At 68.9% G+C, this 17,337-nt stretch carries 16 protein-coding genes and 3 tRNA genes; 11 read left to right on the top strand and 8 right to left on the bottom strand.

Annotation, left to right across the window (positions count from 1 at the left end):
- Positions 1-7: 7 nt before the first annotated feature.
- The 4 genes from ACWICD_RS11915 to ACWICD_RS11900 form a co-directional block, all read right to left on the bottom strand.
- Positions 8-652 carry a YoaK family protein gene (locus tag ACWICD_RS11915; protein ID WP_454140288.1) on the bottom strand — a complete coding sequence of 215 codons (645 nt, stop codon included), beginning with the start codon at positions 650-652 and terminating at the stop codon, positions 8-10.
- 102 nt (positions 653-754) lie between these two features.
- Positions 755-827 (bottom strand) — tRNA-Phe (locus ACWICD_RS11910).
- Between the two features lie 69 nt (positions 828-896).
- Positions 897-970: transfer RNA gene (locus tag ACWICD_RS11905), tRNA-Asp, on the bottom strand.
- A 28-nt stretch (positions 971-998) separates the two neighbouring features.
- A tRNA-Glu gene (locus ACWICD_RS11900) sits at positions 999-1,071 on the bottom strand.
- A gap of 235 nt (positions 1,072-1,306) precedes the next feature.
- Here ACWICD_RS11900 and ACWICD_RS11895 point away from each other — a divergent pair.
- Positions 1,307-2,671, top strand: a complete 1,365-nt coding sequence (locus tag ACWICD_RS11895; protein WP_454140287.1) for a M23 family metallopeptidase — start codon at positions 1,307-1,309, stop codon at positions 2,669-2,671.
- 341 nt (positions 2,672-3,012) lie between these two features.
- Here ACWICD_RS11895 and ACWICD_RS11890 read toward each other — a convergent pair whose 3' ends face one another.
- On the bottom strand, positions 3,013-3,546 hold the full coding sequence (locus tag ACWICD_RS11890; RefSeq protein ID WP_454140286.1) for an inorganic diphosphatase: 534 nt from the start codon (positions 3,544-3,546) through the stop codon (positions 3,013-3,015).
- A gap of 65 nt (positions 3,547-3,611) precedes the next feature.
- On the opposite strand from ACWICD_RS11890, the gene tilS reads away from it, so the two are divergent.
- From tilS to ACWICD_RS11840, 10 genes are all read left to right on the top strand, one after another.
- The gene (tilS, locus tag ACWICD_RS11885; protein ID WP_454140285.1) at positions 3,612-4,643 is read left to right on the top strand and encodes a tRNA lysidine(34) synthetase TilS; all 1,032 of its coding nucleotides are present in this window, start codon (positions 3,612-3,614) and stop codon (positions 4,641-4,643) included.
- A gap of 194 nt (positions 4,644-4,837) precedes the next feature.
- Complete coding sequence (locus tag ACWICD_RS11880) at positions 4,838-6,289, top strand: iron-containing alcohol dehydrogenase (protein ID WP_454140284.1); 1,452 nt, start codon at positions 4,838-4,840, stop codon at positions 6,287-6,289.
- On the top strand, positions 6,286-7,785 hold the full coding sequence (locus tag ACWICD_RS11875) for a xylulokinase (protein ID WP_454140283.1): 1,500 nt from the start codon (positions 6,286-6,288) through the stop codon (positions 7,783-7,785). Before ACWICD_RS11880 ends, ACWICD_RS11875 begins: the two co-directional genes overlap by 4 nt.
- Positions 7,778-8,632, top strand: coding sequence for an HAD-IIA family hydrolase (locus ACWICD_RS11870; RefSeq protein WP_454140282.1), 855 nt, complete (start codon positions 7,778-7,780; stop codon positions 8,630-8,632). The genes ACWICD_RS11875 and ACWICD_RS11870 overlap by 8 nt, the downstream gene beginning before the upstream one ends.
- A gap of 54 nt (positions 8,633-8,686) precedes the next feature.
- The gene (locus ACWICD_RS11865; protein WP_376128836.1) at positions 8,687-9,670 is read left to right on the top strand and encodes a thiamine pyrophosphate-dependent dehydrogenase E1 component subunit alpha; all 984 of its coding nucleotides are present in this window, start codon (positions 8,687-8,689) and stop codon (positions 9,668-9,670) included.
- 5 nt (positions 9,671-9,675) lie between these two features.
- Positions 9,676-10,689, top strand: coding sequence for an alpha-ketoacid dehydrogenase subunit beta (locus tag ACWICD_RS11860; protein WP_454140281.1), 1,014 nt, complete (start codon positions 9,676-9,678; stop codon positions 10,687-10,689).
- A 24-nt stretch (positions 10,690-10,713) separates the two neighbouring features.
- Positions 10,714-10,956 carry a lipoyl domain-containing protein gene (locus ACWICD_RS11855; protein WP_454140280.1) on the top strand — a complete coding sequence of 81 codons (243 nt, stop codon included), beginning with the start codon at positions 10,714-10,716 and terminating at the stop codon, positions 10,954-10,956.
- 51 nt (positions 10,957-11,007) lie between these two features.
- Positions 11,008-11,886, top strand: a complete 879-nt coding sequence (locus ACWICD_RS11850) for a class II fructose-bisphosphate aldolase (RefSeq protein WP_454140279.1) — start codon at positions 11,008-11,010, stop codon at positions 11,884-11,886.
- Positions 11,883-12,551: a 2-oxo acid dehydrogenase subunit E2 gene (locus ACWICD_RS11845; RefSeq protein WP_376128828.1), complete on the top strand. Its 669-nt coding sequence runs from the start codon at positions 11,883-11,885 to the stop codon at positions 12,549-12,551. The genes ACWICD_RS11850 and ACWICD_RS11845 overlap by 4 nt, the downstream gene beginning before the upstream one ends.
- Positions 12,552-12,676: 125 nt before the next feature.
- Positions 12,677-13,438, top strand: a complete 762-nt coding sequence (locus ACWICD_RS11840; protein WP_454140278.1) for a lipoyl protein ligase domain-containing protein — start codon at positions 12,677-12,679, stop codon at positions 13,436-13,438.
- An 85-nt stretch (positions 13,439-13,523) separates the two neighbouring features.
- Here the strand turns inward: ACWICD_RS11840 and ACWICD_RS11835 are convergent, their stop codons facing one another.
- The 3 genes from ACWICD_RS11835 to ACWICD_RS11825 all read right to left on the bottom strand — a co-directional run bounded on the left by ACWICD_RS11835 (position 13,524) and on the right by ACWICD_RS11825 (position 17,196).
- Positions 13,524-14,573 carry an ABC transporter permease gene (locus ACWICD_RS11835; protein ID WP_376128825.1) on the bottom strand — a complete coding sequence of 350 codons (1,050 nt, stop codon included), beginning with the start codon at positions 14,571-14,573 and terminating at the stop codon, positions 13,524-13,526.
- A gap of 28 nt (positions 14,574-14,601) precedes the next feature.
- The gene (locus tag ACWICD_RS11830) at positions 14,602-16,122 is read right to left on the bottom strand and encodes a sugar ABC transporter ATP-binding protein (RefSeq protein WP_376128823.1); all 1,521 of its coding nucleotides are present in this window, start codon (positions 16,120-16,122) and stop codon (positions 14,602-14,604) included.
- 66 nt (positions 16,123-16,188) lie between these two features.
- Positions 16,189-17,196 (bottom strand): substrate-binding domain-containing protein, encoded by a 1,008-nt coding sequence (locus ACWICD_RS11825; protein WP_376128821.1) that lies wholly within the window; start codon positions 17,194-17,196, stop codon positions 16,189-16,191.
- Positions 17,197-17,337 lie beyond the last annotated feature (141 nt).

Below are 17,337 nucleotides of genomic sequence, written 5' to 3'. Positions count from 1 at the left end.
ATAACGCTCAGACGTGAAGCCAGGCTCGAGTCTGGGGAATGGCCAGCGCCACGGCGAGCGCGATGACCGGAAGCCACAGGGCGGTGGCGCCGGCGAGTGAGAAGGCTCCGGCACCCGCGACGGCGCCCAGAGCGATCGCCAGCCACAGCACCAGGTGACGCGCCCATGCCCACGGGGGTCCGCCCTTGAGCGCGGCGACGAGGGCGGTCGCGAACTTGACGAGTGCGCCGGTCATATAGGTGATCCCGAACGTGACTTCGCCGCCGCGGGCGAAGACGGTGTTGAGCGCGCCCATCGCCGCAGCGAGCAGCGCTCCGGTCACCCACGTCCAGCCGGGGATCGAGGTGGCAGCTGCCGCGGTCATCCCGACCAGCACGAGGATGAGCACACGGGTCTCGCCGCGCATCCGACCGCCCGGAAGGCTGGTGCCGATCATCGCACCGACGACGAACGCCGCGATGAGGAGGAGGGCGGTCCCCGCGGCGACGAGGCTCGCCCCGGCGAGGTCGACACTCGCGCGCGTCGTGTTTCCGCTCATGAACGAGACGAAGTAGCCGCCGAGGTAGACGAACCCGAAGCCGTCGACGAACCCCGCGAAAGCGGAGAGCACCGCGGCTGCCGTGAACGTGCGACGGCTCAACGATCGGACCATGCGTTCTCTCCCCACCGGGCTTCCCTCAGAGGGGAAAAGCGAAACCCCCGCCATGTAGAAGCTAGGCGAGGGTTTCTAGAGTGACTGTAATGATCACCCGTGTGGCTCCGACGGGCGTCGATCCCGTGACCTCACGATTTTCAGTCGTGCGCTCTACCAACTGAGCTACAGAGCCGAGTGGCATCCGAGAATGTCACTCCTGAGACGAAAGGCCCTCTCGTAAGAAAGGGCCCGTCGCTCAGAGCGACCCTGACGGGACTTGAACCCGCGACCTCCGCCGTGACAGGGCGGCACGCTAACCAACTGCGCTACAGGGCCATGCGTATTGAATTGTATGCGGAGTATGTGACCCCAACGGGATTCGAACCCGTGCTACCGCCGTGAAAGGGCGGCGTCCTAGGCCGCTAAACGATGGGGCCGAATGAACCTTGGACCGTTCAGACCCGCCGTTCACTTACCGACGCTCAAGCATACGAGATGATTCGGCAATGTGCCAATCGAAGGCGTGCCGTCACGGTCGCAGGGGGCGGGGAGGCGAGACTTGCCCGTGCGCGGCACAGATCCGACCGGCAGGCTGGGGTGCGGCATCCCCGTTGCGTCTGTGAATGATGTTGCTAGTGTGAACGAGGTTGTTTCTCTCGGCAGGAGGTTGCGGTGAACCCCGAGCAGGCCCACGACGAGTGCGGCTGCGCGCCCTCCGAGTCGGAGCGGCGCCGTCTGTGGCCGTCGCTCAGCCGGCGCTCCGCGCTCGGCCTCGGCGTGCTCGGCGCGGCCATCGTCGGCGGTCTTGCCGGACCCCTCGTCGCTCCCGCGTTCGCCGCGTCGTATCCCACGTGGGACGAAGTGCAGCGCGCCAAGGCCAACGAAGCGGCGAAGGCCGCGCAGGTCGCCAAGATCGAGAGCCTCATCTCGTCGCTCACCACAGAGGTGGCGCGCAAGAACGCCCTCGCCGAGCAGGCCGCCGACGAGTACTTCGTCGCGCAGCAGGAGTACCTCGAAGCCGCCTACCGTGTGGAGCAGCTGCAGGCCGAAGCCGATGCGCAGGCGGGTGTCGCGAAGGATGCCGCCGACAAGGCCGGCCGCGTCGCCGCTCAGCTGTACCGCAACGGCGGTGACGACACCTCGCTCGAACTGTTCTTCGCGGGCTCCGCAGCGTCCGCCGACGACCTCCTGGCTCGCCTCGGCACGATGGACAAGCTGCTCGAGCGCAACAACGACGTGTACGCGCAGGCCATCACGGCCCGCGACGCAGCACAGGGCATCAGCGACCAGGCCGAGATCCAGCGGCAGGAGCGCGATCGGCTGCAGGTGATCGCGGAAGAGAAGATGGCCGCCGCGCAGAAAGCCGCTGACGCGGCCGCGGCCGCCCTCGCCGAGCAGGAGCAGTACCTCGGCACGCTCGAGGCGCAGCTCGCCGCTCTCAAGGACAAGACCAGCAAGACGGTCGCGCAGTACGAAGAAGGCGAGCGGATCCGCAAGGAAGCCGAACGCCGCGCCGCCGAAGAAGCCGCCCGCAAGGCCAGGGAAGAGGCCGCCGCGATCGGTGGCGGCGGTGGTGGCGGCGGCGGTGGTGGCGGCGGCGGCGGTGGCGGTGGTGCCGTCGGCGGCAGCGGTTGGGCGCGACCGTCGAACGGGCGCTTCACCTCGGGGTACGGTCCCCGCACGGGTCAATGCGGCCCGCAGGGCTGTGCGAGCACGTGGCACCTCGGAACCGACATGGCCGCAGGCTGCGGAGCAGGCATCTACGCCGCTTCGGCCGGCACGGTCTCGATGGCGCAGGTCTACAGCGGGTACGGCAACTACATCCGCATCGAGCACGGTGGCGGCATCGCCACCGGCTACGCGCACGCGGCGCAGCTGCTCGTCGGCCGCGGGCAGTGGGTCAACGCGGGGCAGCTCATCGCGCTCGAGGGCATGACCGGTCGGTCCTTCGGCTGCCACCTGCACTTCGAGGTCTACACCCCCGGCGGCACGACCAACCCGCAGAACTTCATGTCTGCCCGCGGCATCTGGCTCTGACCCCGGCCCCGGCCCCGGCCCCGCTCCCGTGCGCCCCGGCGCACTCCCGCCCCGTGCCTTGTGCCGCCGCCCTCTCGTTGACTTGCGTCCTATGTCGGCGACGCGCCGGGCGCCGCGCGCACAAGGCGCAAGTCGGGCCCGGGGAGGGCGGGAGGGGTGCCGCCGCCCTCTCCTTGACTTGCGTCCTATGTCGGCGACGCGCCGGGCGCCGCGCGCACAAGGCGCAAGTCGGGCCGGGAGGGGGAGGGTGTGATCACACCCCGGAAACTGACTTGCGCCCTATGCTGACGATGCGCCGGGAGGCGCGGGCATAGGGCGCAAGTGACCTCGAGGAGTGCGCGTCAGAGCGTGTTGGGCGCGACGCCCTCACCCTGGGTCTTGGTCTGGCCCTCGTGCTCGGCGAAGCGTTCGAACGCCTCGGACACGAGACGCTCGGCTTCGGCGGCGCCGGCCCAGTCGTCGACCTTGACCCACTTGTTGGGCTCGAGGTCCTTGTAGTGCTCGAAGAAGTGCGAGATCTCGTTCTTGGTCCACTCGTCGATGTCGTCGACGTCCTGGATGTGGTCCCAGCGCGGGTCCTTCGCGAGCACGGCGACGACCTTGTCGTCGCCGCCGGCCTCGTCGCTCATCTTGAGCACGGCGACGGGGCGCACGCTCGCGAGGATTCCGGGATACAGGTCGCGGTCGAGCAGCACGAGGACGTCGAGCGGGTCGCCGTCCTCACCGAGGGTGTTCTCGAAGAAGCCGTAGTTCGTGGGGTAGCCGAACACCGTATAGAGGATGCGGTCGAGGAAGACGCGGCCCGTGCCGTGGTCGACCTCGTACTTGACGCGGCTGCCCCGCGGGATCTCGATGACGGCGTCGTACGCGCCCATGCTTGTGCTCCTAGAATCAGGGAAAAGGCCGCGACCAGCCTAGTCGCGAGGGTCCGCGGCGCAGAATGTGCACGCGGCTGCGCGGGTACCGTGGTGAGGTGACCGACCACAGACCGGGCCTGCACCCCGCCGTCGCCGACGTTCGCCGGGCCGTACGCGGCGCACTCGCGGCCGTGCCCGACGGCTCGGCCGTCGTCGTGGGGCTCTCCGGCGGGGCTGATTCGCTCGCGCTCGCCGCCGCGACGGCGTTCGAGGCCGCAGCGCGCGGGATCCGGGCCACGGCGGTCATCGTCGACCACGGGCTGCAAGAGGGATCGGGCGACGTCGCCGCCGCGGCGGCGGGTCAGGCCGAACGCCTCGGCCTGCGCGCACGTGTCGTGCGCGTCGAGGTGGGCGCCGACGGGGGGCCCGAGGCCGCGGCGCGCACCGCGCGCTACGACGCGCTGCGGGAAGCGGCATCCGAGCTCGGTGCCGGGGCGGTCCTCGTCGGGCACACCCGCGACGATCAGGCCGAGACCGTGCTGCTCGGGCTCGCGCGCGGCTCGGGGACCGCGAGCCTGCGGGGGATGGCGGTCAGCTCCGACCTCGGCGGGCTCTTGCTGCTCAGGCCTCTTCTCGGTCTGGCACGCGCGACGACGCGTGCCGCGTGCGAGGCGGAAGGGCTCCCGGTGTGGGACGACCCCCACAACGACGACCCTCGCTACGCCCGGATCCGCGTGCGCGAGACGGTGCTGCCGATGCTCGAACGCGAACTGGGCCCGGGGATCGCCGACGCCCTCGCCCGCACCGCCGCCCAACTGCGCGAGGACTCCGAGGCGTTCGACGAGATGATCGCCGAGACGATCGAGGACATCGTCGAGCACGCCGAAGCCGGTATCGCCGTGTCCGTCGCGGCGCTCGCGGCCAACCCGGCGGCGCTGCGTCACCGCATCATCCGGCACGTCGTGGCCAGCGAGTTCCACGAGAGCCTGACGCGGGCGCAGACCCTCGAGGTCGCCCGGCTCGTCACCGACTGGTCGGGGCAGGGCCCGCTCGACCTTCCCGGCTGCACCGCGCGCCGCGAGGGCAGTCGCATCGTCCTCGCCGCGCGTATCTGACCGCCCCGGGGTGTCCCGCGCGGGGTCTCCCCGGCGGATTCTCGCCGCCCGCGGTGGCGGCTGCGCGGCGACCCGCGGCAGCGGTCTTGACACCCGTGAGAGCCCCGACCTACACTCGCTGACACGCTCTCCATTCATAAGCTGAATGAATATGCAAAAGCGCGGCACGCGGTTCGACGGTGAAAGCAGGGTCCATGGGTGCGTTCTCGGAGATCGACGATCCGACCGATCTGGCGGCTATTCGATCGGCGATCGCGGCGGGGGAGCGGCCCGAGGCCCTGACGGAGCTCGGACTGAAGCGTCTTGTGATCGAAGACGACGCCTCGGCGCACGCGGCCGTCGAGATGGCGGGGCTCTTGCGCGACGGCGTCGCGCGGACCGACCGCCCGGTCGTGGCTGTGCTCGTCGACGCGACGCCGATCCTGTCGGACGGTCAGCCGCTCAAGCCCCGTGTGATCGAGCAGCTTTCACGCGAGTTCGAGGTGGCCGAGGTCGTCCTCGGCCAGCCGGGGCACCTGCACGTCGACGACGACGTGCTGCGGGTCGCGATCGATGCGGTGCGCGGTGCAGACGGCATCGTCTCGGTCGGCTCGGGCACGATCTCCGACATCGCCAAACTCGCGTCGGCGGGCGCTGGTGACCTGCCGCTCGTGATCGTCCAGACGGCGGCGTCGGTCGACGGCTACACCGACAACGTGTCGGTCGTGTTGCGCGCCGGTGCCAAGCGCACGATCGACTCCCGCTGGCCCGACGTCGTGCTCGCCGACACCACCGTCATCCGAACGGCGCCGCGCGAGCTCAACGCTGCGGGCTTCGGGGAGCTGCAGTCGCTCTTCACAGCCCCGGCCGACTGGTGGCTCGCCTCGCAGGTAGGCACCGACGCTAGCTTCCACACGACGCCTCGCGATCTGCTGCAGGAGTTCGCAGGCGATCCCGCCGATTGGGGCGCCGGGCTTGGCTCGGGTGCCCCTAGCGCCGTCGAGCAGCTCACACGCGTGCTCGCGATCCGCGGCATCGGCACGGGCATTGCCGGCTCGACCGCGTGCCTCTCCGGCGTCGAGCACCTCGTCAGCCACATGCTCGACATGCGCGCCGTCGCGACCGGCCGCGACGTAGGCCTGCACGGTGCGCAGGTCGGCGTCGCCTCCGTGGTCGCCGCGAGCGCCTGGGAGCACTTGCTCGACCAGATCCGCGCGGGGCGCGACATCACGGCACCCGGTGACGATGCACACGCCCGCGTGCTCCAGGCCTTTGCCGTGTGCGATCCGACCGGCGCTCTGGGCGCGGAGTGCTGGGGGGACTACTCCGCCAAGCGCGCCGCGTGGGCCGCCGCCGGCGACGCGCCGCTGCGGCTGCTCGACGATGCAGACGCGCTCACAGAACGGCTCGGCGGCATGCTGCCTGACCGGCGGGCGCTCGCGTCCGCCCTCGCGGTCGGTGAAGCGCCGCTGCGCGTCTCGGATCTCGGCGACTGGGTCACCTCCGACGTCTGGCGCTGGGCCGTCGCGAACTGCCTGTACATGCGCAACCGCGTGACGGTCATCGATCTGCTCGCCGAGGCAGGCTGGTGGGCCGAGAATGACGTCGCCGCCGTGATCGCCCGTGCCGAGGACGCCGTCGCGGAGGCCTCCGGAGCCACGCCGTGACCGACCTCGTGCTCGCCGTCGACTGTTCGACCACGGGTGCGAAGTGCATCGCGTGGGATCTCCACGGCCATGCGGTCGCGAGCGGTCGCAGCGAGCTGCCGCTGTCGATCCCGCATCCAGGCTGGGGTGAGCAGGATCCGCGCGACTGGTGGGATGCCACGGCCTCGGCCATCCGCGAATGCGTCGGACGGATCGACCCCGACCGCGTGAGGGCGCTCGCCGTGACGCACCAGCGCGAGAGCTTCGCGTGCATCGACGCGGAGGGCGAGGCGCTGCGCCCCGCGATGCTGTGGCTGGATGCGCGCGCGGGCGCGCAGGTCGACCGCTTCGGGTCTGCGCGCATCCACGAGCTCACAGGCAAGCCCCCGAACCCTACGCCCGCCCTCTACAAGCTGCTGTGGCTCGCCGAGCACGAGCCGGCAACGCTCGCCCGGACGGCGAAGGTCGTCGACGTGCACGGCTACCTCGTGCACCGCCTCACTGGGCGGTGGGCGACCTCAACGGCGAGCGCCGACCCGCTCGGGCTCATGGACTTCGTGAAGGGCTCCTACTCGCCCGAGGTGCTCGAGCTCGTCGGGCTCACGGAGGACCGTCTCGCCGACCTCGTGCCGCCCGGCGACCCGATCGGCACGCTGACGCCGAGCGCCGCCGACGAGCTCGGGCTCGCAGCATCCGTCGTCATCGTCTCGGGGTCGGGCGACGGCCAGTCTGCAGGTCTGGGCGCCGGCGTCACGGCACCCGGGGACGCCTACCTCAATCTCGGTACGGGGCTCATCTCGGGCATCTTCAGCCCCACGTACCGTCCGCGCCTGTCGCACCGCTCCATGGCCGGAGCAATTGCGGGAAGCGTCAACAACGAGCTCTTCGTGGGGGCGGGCACGTTCCTGGTGTCGTGGTTCCTCAACGAGATCGCGGCGGGCGAGCCCGATGGCGTTCCGCGCGAGCAGTACTGGCAGGCGCGGGCCGCCGACATCGCACCCGGTGCTGAGGGGCTCTTCGTCGTCCCTTATTGGAACGGTCAGCTCACGCCACTGTGGGACCACCGCGCGCGCGGTGTGATGATCGGTTTCGGCGGCGTCCACACGCGTGCGCACATTTACCGCGCCGTGCTCGAGGGGATCGCCTTCGAGCTGCGCTGGTGCCTCGAGCACGCCGAGCCTCACTTCGACGAGCGCGTGCGCGAGTTCGTCGCGATGGGCGGGGGTGCACGCAGCCCACTGTGGTGCCAGATCTTCGCCGACGTGCTGGGTCGGCCGCTCGTGCTCGCGGGACATGACGAGGCGACGGCGCTCGGGGTGGGGATCCTCGCCGCAGCGGGCGCGGGCCTGCACGCGAACGTGACGGATGCCGCGGCGCACATGACGCGCCGAGGGCACCGGTACGAACCCGACCCCGCGGCCGTCCGCCGCTACGACGCGCTGTACGGGGTTTATCGCGAGGTCTACCCCGCCGTTCGACCGCTCTTTCCTGCCATCGAGGAGGTGGTCGATGTCTGACATCGACGCGCTGCGCCGCCGCCCCGAGGGTTGGTTCGACGCCTACCTGTTCGACCTCGACGGCACCGTCTATCTCGGCGACGAGCTGCTGCCGGGTGCGCGCGACCTTCTCGATGAGCTGCGCGACCGCGGGGCGCGGCGGGTGTTCCTCTCGAACAACCCGACGCGCGACCCCGAGATGTACCTCGACAAGCTCACGCGCCTCGGCATCGCCGTCGAGCCCGCAGAGATCGTCAACACCGTCGTCAGCACGGTCGGGTGGCTACAGGCGCAGCATCCGGGCGCCGTCGTCTATCCGATCGCCGAGGCGCCCCTCGTTCGTGCGCTCGCCGCGGCGGGCATCCAAATGAGCGACGATCCTGCCCAGATCGACATCGTCATCGCGAGCTACGATCGGTCCTTCGACTACCGCAAGTTGCAGACGGCGTTTGACGCGCTGTGGCAACACGGTCGTGCGATCCTCATCACGACGAACCCCGATCGATACTGCCCGTTTCCCGGCGGACGAGGAGAGCCCGATGCTGCGGGTATCGTCGCAGCCCTCGAGGCGACGACCGGAGTGCGGTGCTCGGCGAATATGGGCAAGCCCGGCCGGATCATGATCGACGCCGTCAGGGGCATGCTCGGCCCGGAGGTGGAGCGCGTCGTCATGGTGGGCGACCGCCTCGAAACCGACGTGCGGATGGGGATCGAAGCCGGTATCGGCACAGCCCTCGTGCTGACGGGCGACTCGCAGCTCGCCGATGTCGATCGCTGCGATCCGGGCCTTCGGCCGCAGTTCATCCTCGACCGTATCGACGAGCTCGTGCCCGTTCCGGCGCTTGCACGTCCGCAGATCGCGCCGTAGAATACCCATACACACGCGGAATAGATATTCCCACGACGGAGAGAAGGTCGACCGATGGACGGTTTGTCCGACGAGTTCCTGCTCGAGATGCAGCGCAGGATGTTGCGCATCCGCGCGTTCGATGAGCGCGCCTCCAAGATGGTCAAGCGCGGGCACATCCCCGGCACCGTGCACACCTCGATCGGCCAGGAAGCGCAGGTCGTCGGCGCCACGATGGCCCTGCGCGACGGCGACTACATGACGGGGAATCATCGCAGCCACGGACACCCCATCGGCAAGGGTTCGCCGCTCGGGCCACTCATGGCCGAGCTGCAGGGCAAAGCCACCGGCGTCTGCAAGGGCAAGGGCGGGTCACTCCACCTCGCCGACTTCGCCGTCGGCAGCCTTGGGGAGTCGGGCATCGTCGGCTCGTCGATCCCGATCGCGATGGGCGCCGCTCTGTCGTCGCAGGTTCTCGGCCGCGACTCGGTCGCGCTCGCCTTCTTCGGTGACGGCGCCGCCAATCAGGGGGTGCTCTACGAATCGATGAACATGTCCGGCGTGTGGAAGCTCCCCGTGATCTTCCTCTGCGAGAACAACCAGTACGCTCTGTCGACCCCCGCGCACACCGTCACGAGCGGCGTCATCGCCGACCGCGCCGCCGGCTTCGGGATGCCCGGTGTCCGCGTCGAAGAGGGCCAGGACGTACTCGCGGTGTATGCAGCTGTCGCGAGCGCCGTGGAGCGCGCGCGCAGCGGCGGCGGTCCGACGCTCGTCGAGGTCGTCACCTACCGCTACAACGAGCACTCCGAGGGACTGCGCCTGGGCACTGACTACCGCCCCGCCGACGAGCGCGAGGCCTGGCTCAAGAAGGATCCGCTCGTGCTCTTCCGCGAGCACCTCGTTGCGAACGGCCACACCGCCGAGGCGATGGACGCCCTCGAGGCCGACGTCATCGCCGAGGTCGACGAGGCCGTCCGGTTCTCGGAGGAAAGCCCCTACCCCGACCCTTCGGTCGCCTTCGAAGACCTCTACACCGAGACGGAGTACGCAGCATGAGCGTCATGAGCTTCCTCGGCGCGATCGGCGCCGCCCAGCGCGAGGCGATGGACGCCGACGAGCGCGTCATCATCATCGGCGAAGACGTCGAGGCCAACGTCTACGGCACGACGGGCGGTGGGAAATCCCGGGCTGAGACGGGTGACTTCGTCCAGATGTACGGGCGCAACCGCATCCGGAATACCCCCATCTCCGAGGAGGGCGTCGTCGGTGCCGCGGCGGGTGCCGCCATGACCGGGCTGCGCCCGATCGTCGACCTGTCGTACTCGAGCTTCCTCTACATGGCGATGGACCAGCTCGTGAATCAGGTCGCCAAGAACCGCTACATGTTCGGCGGTCAGGCATCGATGCCCGCAGTCTTCCGTTCTGCGATGTTCTACGGGCTCAACACCGGCGCCCACCACTCCGACCGGCCATACCCGATGTTCATGAACGTCCCGGGACTGAAGATCATGGTGCCTTCGCGTCCCACCGACGCGAAGGGTCTTCTGCGCACCGCGATCGACATGGACGATCCGGTCCTCACCTTCGAAGCCTGCATCCTGTGGGGCAGCAAGGAGGAGGTTCCCGACGAGGAGTTCCAGATCCCGTTCGGTGTCGCCCGCACGGCACGCGAGGGGACCGACGTGACGATCGTCGCGATCTCGAGCTCGGTGCCCGAAGCGCTCGCCGCGGCCGAGCAGCTCGCTGCCGAAGGAGTGTCGGCCGAGGTCATCGACCCGCGCACCCTCGTTCCGCTGGACCGCGACGCGATCCTGCGCTCGGTGGCAAAGACCGGTCGCCTCGTCATCGCCGAGCCCGCGCACCGCACGTGCGGCGCCGCCGCCGAGATCAGCGCGATCGCCTCGGAAGAGGTCTTCGACGCCCTCCGTGCGCCGATCGTGCGCCTCACCGCGCCCGACATGCAGATCCCCTTCAGCCCCGCGCTGGAGAAGCAGATGTATCCCAATAAGGACGGGATCGCCGCCGCCGTGCGCCGTGTCACCGGCCTGACCGCGCCCGCGCTCGCGGACGCCTGAGCGACGAACGACAAGGAGAGAACCATGGCACGAGTGGAAGTCCTGCTCCCCCAGTGGGGCATGGGAATGAGCGAAGGCTCGATCATCGAGTGGCACAAGAAGGTCGGCGATCAGGTCACCGAAGATGAGCCGTTGGCCGAAGTCGAGGCAGAGAAGGTCGAAGAGACCCTCGAGGCCCCCGCGACCGGCACCCTGACCGAGATTCTGGTCGAAGAGGGCGACTCCGTCCAGGTGCGCAGCATCGTCGCGATCATCGAGACGGACTGACCCGCACGAGTGTGGATGGGCGAAGAAGCCCGAGAAGGAGATAAGCACATCATGGCTCGAGTCGACCCCCTAGGTCTGATCGCCGCCGCGCAGGCCGGCGGATACGCCGTCGGCGCGTTCAACATGCACAACCCCGAGACGACGCAGGCGCTCATCCGCGCGGCACAGGCCGCAGAGGCGCCGGTATTCCTGCAGGTAGGCCGGGCCATCGTGCCACACATGGGTCTGCGCGCCGCGTACGAGATGACCCGCCGCGAGCTGGACGCGTCCGGCCTAGAAGCGCCCATCCACCTCGATCACGGAACCTACGACGAGGTGTTCGAGGCGATCCGGCTCGGATTCGACTCGATCATGTTCGACGGTGCCCACCTCGACTTCGAAGAGAACATCCGTGTCACCGCCGAAGTGGTCCGCGTCGCGCACGCCTTCGGGATTCCCGTTGAGGCGGAGCTCGGTCGCATCCCGGATGCCGCAGACGATATCCGCTGGGAGGACTACTACACGAGCGTCGAAGAGGCCGAGCGCTTCGTCGCCGAGACGGGTGTAGACCTGCTCGCGATCTCGGCGGGCGTCATGCACGGGGTGACCGGCATCGAGCCGCAGCCGCTCGACATCGATCGTATCCGGGCGATCCGGGATGCGACCGGGATCCCGCTCGTGCTGCACGGCGCGTCCGGCGTTCCGGTGGACCAGCTCTCTGCCGCGATCGAGGCCGGCGTACACAAGCTCAACGCCGACACCGATCTGCGCCATGCCTTCCGCGCTGGCGTCGAAGGTGTCTGGGCGCAGGGCGACCGGCAGTTCGAAGAGGCCATGGCGGCCGGCCGTGACCGGATGATCGCCGCGACGGTGCAGAAGATGCAGGAGTACGGTTGTGCCGGCCGGGCCGCCAGCTCCTCGACACCTGCCGAAACGGCGGTGCTGGTGTGACCGAGCTGGCCGAAGAGGGCATCGTCGAGCCGCTCAAGGGGATGCGCCGCACCGCGGCGCGCCGAATGGTGCAGGCGTGGGCGGCTCCGGTGTTTCACGTCTCGACCGAGATCGACATGTCCTCGGCACTGCAGGTTCGCACCGTCGAACCGACGGCGAACGTCACCGATGCGATCCTCCGGGCCGTCGCGCGGGCGCTGAAAGAAGTGCCCGACGTCAATGTGCACGTCGCCGAGGACGCGGTCGTGCGCTTCGAGAAGGCCAACGTCGGAATCGCCGTCGACACGCCCAAGGGTCTCGTCGTCCCCGTCGTGCACGATATCTCGGACGGACGTCTTGCCGACATCGCGCGGGCACGCGCCGACGTCGTGGCGCGCGCTCGAGATGGAGCCCTAACGCGCGACGACATCACTGGCGGCACGATCACCGTCTCAAACCTCGGCATGATGGGCGTCACTCGCTTCGACGCAATCCTCAATGTCCCTCAAGCGGCCATTCTCGCCGTCGGCGCGACGGTGCAGCGCTTCGTGCATCGCGACGGCGACGGCGTGTGGGCTCCGATCGCCGAGTTCACCCTCACGTGCGACCATCGTGCCCTTGACGGCGCGACCGGTGCCCGGTTCCTCACTGCACTCAAGAGCGCGCTCGAGGAGCCGCTCTCCTGACCCGCCGCGGCGAGTCTGCCCCGCTGCGCCCCGCACCGACGCGTTCCACGCGGCACCGGTGCGGGGTGCATGCTATTCACGGTGGCCCGCCGCCGGCATTGTCGGGCAACGAGTCGGAGACGCAGATGAATCTGGACGGCCTGCAGCACCCTCGGCTGCATGCGGCATCCACCACCGTGGTGCGCCAGCGACTCCCCCCGCGAGCCGGGGAGCGGGCCGCCGAAGACGAGGTACTGACCTCGCTCGACGTGCTTTATGCCCTTGCCGAGCACAGGGCGCCAGAACGTCTTGTGCGGGCCTTCCGCCCTGCCCCGACACTCGCCTTCAGCCGGCGCGAGAGCCTGCACCCCGGCTTCGCCGCCGCAGAGCGGGCCGCACGCAACGCGGGCTACGAACCGATCATCCGGCCCGCCGGTGGGCGCGCCGTCGCGCTGGACGCCGACTGGATCGTGCTCGACATCGCGACCATCGAACCGCAGCGGCTCGACAACCGCGACGTGTTCGTGGAACACGGTGAGGAGTTCGTCGCGCTCCTGCGTGGCTGGGGCGTGGACGCGCGGTTCGGTCCCGTTCCGGGGGAGTACTGCCCCGGTGACTACAGCGTCAACGCTCGGGGACGCGTGAAGCTGGTGGGTACCGCACAGCGGGTCGCGCGCGGAGTGCGCCTGTACAGCGCGAGTCTTCCGCTTCGTGTGTCGGATGGCGCCGCCGAGATGCTCTCCCGGGTCAACGCTCTGCTTGAGCTCGACTGGGACCCCACGACGCTCGGCTCACTCGCCGAGGAGATCGACATGACGGATACTGCCGTCGAAGACGCCCTGCTCTCGCGCTTCGCAGGCCCCGACATCGTGGAGCGCACGCTCGAAGCGATCCTGCGCGGCGTTTGACCCGGCCTGGCGCTCAGGCCGACAACGCAGGAAAGGTGTCCCCGCCGGTTCCGGCGGGGACGTCCTTTTGCGTGGGGGAGCGGTGCTATCTTCCGCCGCTTTGAGCCTTCGAGGACTGGCGGTCGGTCATGACGGCCGCGACGATGACGGCACCGAGGACGACGGGCTGGAGGTTCGGCGAGACGCCCAGCAGCGACATCCCGTTGTTCAGCACGCCGATGATGAGCAGACCGACGAACGTGCCGAGCACCGAACCGGTGCCACCGGCGAGGCTTGCGCCACCGATGACGACGACGGCGATGACGTTCAGCAGGTCGGCGGTGCCGGCTGTCGGCTGTGCGGAGTCGAGGCGCGACGTGACCAGAAGACCGGCGACGGCGGCGAGGAATCCGGCCAGCGTGTAGACCACGAGCTTCGTACGGCGCACGTGGATGCCCGAGAGCCGTGCGACCTCTTCGTTGCCGCCGATCGCGTACAGCGCGCGACCGCCGGGGCGGAACCGCAGCCAGAAAGCGGCGATGAGGAAGACCGCGACGAGGATGATCCCCTGGATCGGGATTCCCAGGACGCTCATGCGGGTGATGGCGGTGAACCACGACGGGAAGCCGTTGACCGTGTTTCCGCCGGTGATGAAGACGGCCAGACCCGTCGCGGCCGACATCGTGGCCAAGGTCGCGATGAACGGTTGCAGCCTGCCATAGGTGATCAGGATGCCGTTGAGCAGACCGATTCCGGCGCCGGTCGCGAGCCCGAGCACGACGGCGAGCTCGAACGGCAGACCCGAATAGCTGTACAGGTAGGCCATCACCATCGAGCTGAGCGCGAGGACGGCGCCGACGGACAGGTCGATGCCGGCGACGATGATGACCATCAGCGCACCGACCGACATGACGCCGATCGCCGAGATCTGGGTCAGGATGTTCAGCAGGTTTCGCGAGGTCAGGAAGTACGGCGACAGGAACGACAGCAGCACGAAGATCACGACGAGGCCCACCAGTGGGCCGGGGATCTTCGACATCACGCGTCGGAAACGGCTGTCGCCGGAGCCGCCGTCGCTGGGAACGGTGCGCTGCGCGACCGTCGCTGGGCTCGGGCTCGCCGGATCGGTCGAGGTCGAGGGTTCGGAAACGCTCATCGTCTCATCTCCTGGAACAGGTTCGGGTTCAAATGTGGGCTGTCTCGGCGTGCTGGGGCAGCGCGAGACGCATGACGGCTTCGGGGGTGGCCGCTTCGCGGTCGAGGATTCCCTGCTGGCGCCCGCCCGACATGACGAGCACTCGGTGGGACAGCCCGAGGACTTCCTCGAGCTCGGACGAGACGACGATGACGGCGACGCCCTCTTCGGCCAGGCGACCGATGGCGGCGTAGATCGTCATCTTGGCACCGACGTCGACTCCGCGCGTGGGCTCATCGAGGATGAGCACCTTGGGCTTCTCGATGAGCCACTTCGCGAGCAGGACCTTCTGCTGGTTGCCTCCGGACAGGCGACCGACCGCGACGTCGGCCTGGCCGCGGATGTCAAGCTCGGCCCGGTGCTCGCGGTAGGTCTTGGCGAGCTCCTTGTGAGTGACGATGCCCCGGCGTGACAGCTGCTTCTGCCACGGGAGGGTCATGTTCTCGGTGCTGTCCCGGTCGAGCAGGAGACCCTGCGACTTGCGGTCTTCGGGCACCATCGCGATTCCGGCTTTGATGCCGTCGCGCGGGTTGCGGATGCGGACGACCTTGCCGTCGACGCGGATCTCGCCGGTGTCGGCGCGATCCGCTCCGGCGATCGCGCGGACCACTTCGCTGCGGCCGGCTCCGACGAGGCCGGCGATGCCGAGGATCTCACCGGCCCGGACTTCGAAATCGATGCCCTCGAAGGCGCCTTCCCGACCCAGGCCCGAGACCTGGATGACGGTCTTCTCGGCGGCGGGGGGAGGGGTGTCGTGGCCGTAGGTGAAGTCACGACCCACCATTGCGCGGACGATGTCGTCACGGGGCACGTCTCCGGTGTCCCAGCGTGCCGCCTCGTGCCCGTCACGAAGGCAGAGGATCGCGTCGGAGAGGCGGGTGATCTCTTCGATCCGGTGCGAGATGTAGACGATTCCTGCTCCGGCGGCCTTGAGCGCCTCGATCTGATCGAAGACTCGGGCCGTCTCGGACTTGCCGAGCGAAGCAGAGGGCTCGTCGAAGATGATGTAGCGCGGGTCACGACTGAGCGCACGCGCGATCTCGATCTCCTGCTGAGCGGCGATCGAGAGGTCGCCCACTCGCTGGCGGGGGCTCATTCGCGATCCGAGACGGCTGAGCACGGCTTCGGTGTCGGCGTGCAGGCGGTCGCGATCGATGGCGCCCCGCTTGAGCGGCAGGCGCCCGATGAAGATGTTCTCGGCGACCGACAGCTCGGGCACCATCCGGATCTCCTGGTGGATGAGGACCACACCCGACCGCAGTGCGTCACCGGGCGATCGCGGGTCGTAGACCTCGCCGTCGATCATCATCGAGCCCTCGTCGGGCTGGACGAGGCCGGCGATCATTCCCGAGGTCGTCGACTTTCCCGCACCGTTCTCGCCGACCAGGCCGAGCACGGACCCGGGCGTCAGGGTGATGTCGATGTCTTTGACGACGGTGACACCGCCGTAGCGCTTCGTCAGGCCCGTGCACACGAGACCCGTCGCGGGGGATGCTGCGCGTTCAGCCATGGGGTTGTTCCTTCCGGACGGGTGGTGCGGCGCACATTGCACCGCACCACCCGGTAGAAATACGGGCTACTTCGTGCCCACGTTCGGACCGTAGAACTTCGTCGGGTCGTTCTCGGCGACGTTGGCCTCGTTGACCAGCACGGCATCCTGGTACTGCTCGGCGGGGATGTCGTCACCCTCGCCCTCGAGAAGCGCGATGGCGTTCTCGACAGCGAGCTGACCCATCATGTAGGGCTGCTGGGCCATCGTGGCCTGAGTGAGCCCGTCGGCGATCGCCTGGAACATCGTCGGGAAGCCGTCGATGCCCACGAAGAACATCCCGTCGCGGCCGGCCTGCTGCGCAGCCTTGGCCGCACCCATCGCCATGGCGTCGCTCTCGCCGAAGATCGCCTTGAGGTTCGGGTGAGCCGTCAGGATGTTCTGCGACGCCTCGAATGCCTGGGTCTCGTCCCAGCCGGCGCTCTCCCACTGCACATCGATGACACCGGGGTTCTCGTCGAGTGCCTTCTGGCAGCCCTCGGAGCGCTGCAGCTCTGCCGTCGAACCGAGCGGCCCCTGCAGGACGGCGATCTCACCCTCGTTGTCGAACTGCTCGAACATCCAGGTGCACACCTCGTAGGCGGCCTTGACGCTGTCGGTGGCGATGAACGTGCGGATCTCCGCGTCCTCGGTCTCGGGCTTCTGGTCCACCGCGACCACGGGGACGCCCGCGTCGTTCGCGAGGCGCACGCCGGCGGCGGCAGCGGTGGCGTCCTGGGGAGTGTAGATGAGCACGCCGACCTGCTGGGTCAGCAGGTTCTGCACCTGGTTGACCTGGCGGTTGGCGTCGTTGTCGGCCGACTCGACGATGAGCTTGTACCCCGCCTCTTCGGCGGCGGCCTTCATGCCGTCGACGGCGGCGATGTAGAAGAGCGACTTCTGGTCGGCCACCGAGACGCCGATCACCTTCGAGTCGATGGGTCCGCCGTCCGTGCCTCCGCCGGATTCCGTCGTGCTGCATCCGGCGAGGCCGAGCGCGGCGATCGCGAGTCCTGCGAGGAGTGCGGCCCCGCGACGCTTGCTGTGAGTGGTCATTCGTTTCTCCTTCGAAACCTTGGTGAAGGTGGCATCTGAATAGCTATGCGAGTATCGAATGTAGATGCCGTTGGAGCGATGCTAAGCGCCGCCCCGCCGGGTGTCAAGCGTCTGGCGTGGCTGTGGGGAGGCGCGCCGAGT

The organism is Microbacterium sp. NPDC055357, from assembly GCF_053644835.1.
The sequence above is the reverse complement of the archived record's forward strand: the minus strand, read 5'-3'. Positions and strand labels throughout refer to the sequence as shown.

What these genes read in the sequence shown, in the direction of transcription:
- ACWICD_RS11865 (WP_376128836.1), top strand. Translation starts at nt 8,687, where the DNA reads ATGGACGGTTTGTCCGACGAGTTCCTGCTCGAGATGCAGCGCAGGATG.
- ACWICD_RS11870 (WP_454140282.1), top strand. Translation starts at nt 7,778, where the DNA reads ATGTCTGACATCGACGCGCTGCGCCGCCGCCCCGAGGGTTGGTTCGAC.
- ACWICD_RS11855 (WP_454140280.1), top strand. Translation starts at nt 10,714, where the DNA reads ATGGCACGAGTGGAAGTCCTGCTCCCCCAGTGGGGCATGGGAATGAGC.
- ACWICD_RS11880 (WP_454140284.1), top strand. Translation starts at nt 4,838, where the DNA reads ATGGGTGCGTTCTCGGAGATCGACGATCCGACCGATCTGGCGGCTATT.
- ACWICD_RS11825 (WP_376128821.1), bottom strand. Translation starts at nt 17,196, where the DNA reads ATGACCACTCACAGCAAGCGTCGCGGGGCCGCACTCCTCGCAGGACTC.
- ACWICD_RS11860 (WP_454140281.1), top strand. Translation starts at nt 9,676, where the DNA reads ATGAGCTTCCTCGGCGCGATCGGCGCCGCCCAGCGCGAGGCGATGGAC.
- ACWICD_RS11840 (WP_454140278.1), top strand. Translation starts at nt 12,677, where the DNA reads ATGAATCTGGACGGCCTGCAGCACCCTCGGCTGCATGCGGCATCCACC.
- ACWICD_RS11890 (WP_454140286.1), bottom strand. Translation starts at nt 3,546, where the DNA reads ATGGGCGCGTACGACGCCGTCATCGAGATCCCGCGGGGCAGCCGCGTC.
- ACWICD_RS11915 (WP_454140288.1), bottom strand. Translation starts at nt 652, where the DNA reads ATGGTCCGATCGTTGAGCCGTCGCACGTTCACGGCAGCCGCGGTGCTC.
- ACWICD_RS11830 (WP_376128823.1), bottom strand. Translation starts at nt 16,122, where the DNA reads ATGGCTGAACGCGCAGCATCCCCCGCGACGGGTCTCGTGTGCACGGGC.
- ACWICD_RS11850 (WP_454140279.1), top strand. Translation starts at nt 11,008, where the DNA reads ATGGCTCGAGTCGACCCCCTAGGTCTGATCGCCGCCGCGCAGGCCGGC.
- tilS (WP_454140285.1), top strand. Translation starts at nt 3,612, where the DNA reads ATGTGCACGCGGCTGCGCGGGTACCGTGGTGAGGTGACCGACCACAGA.
- ACWICD_RS11835 (WP_376128825.1), bottom strand. Translation starts at nt 14,573, where the DNA reads ATGAGCGTTTCCGAACCCTCGACCTCGACCGATCCGGCGAGCCCGAGC.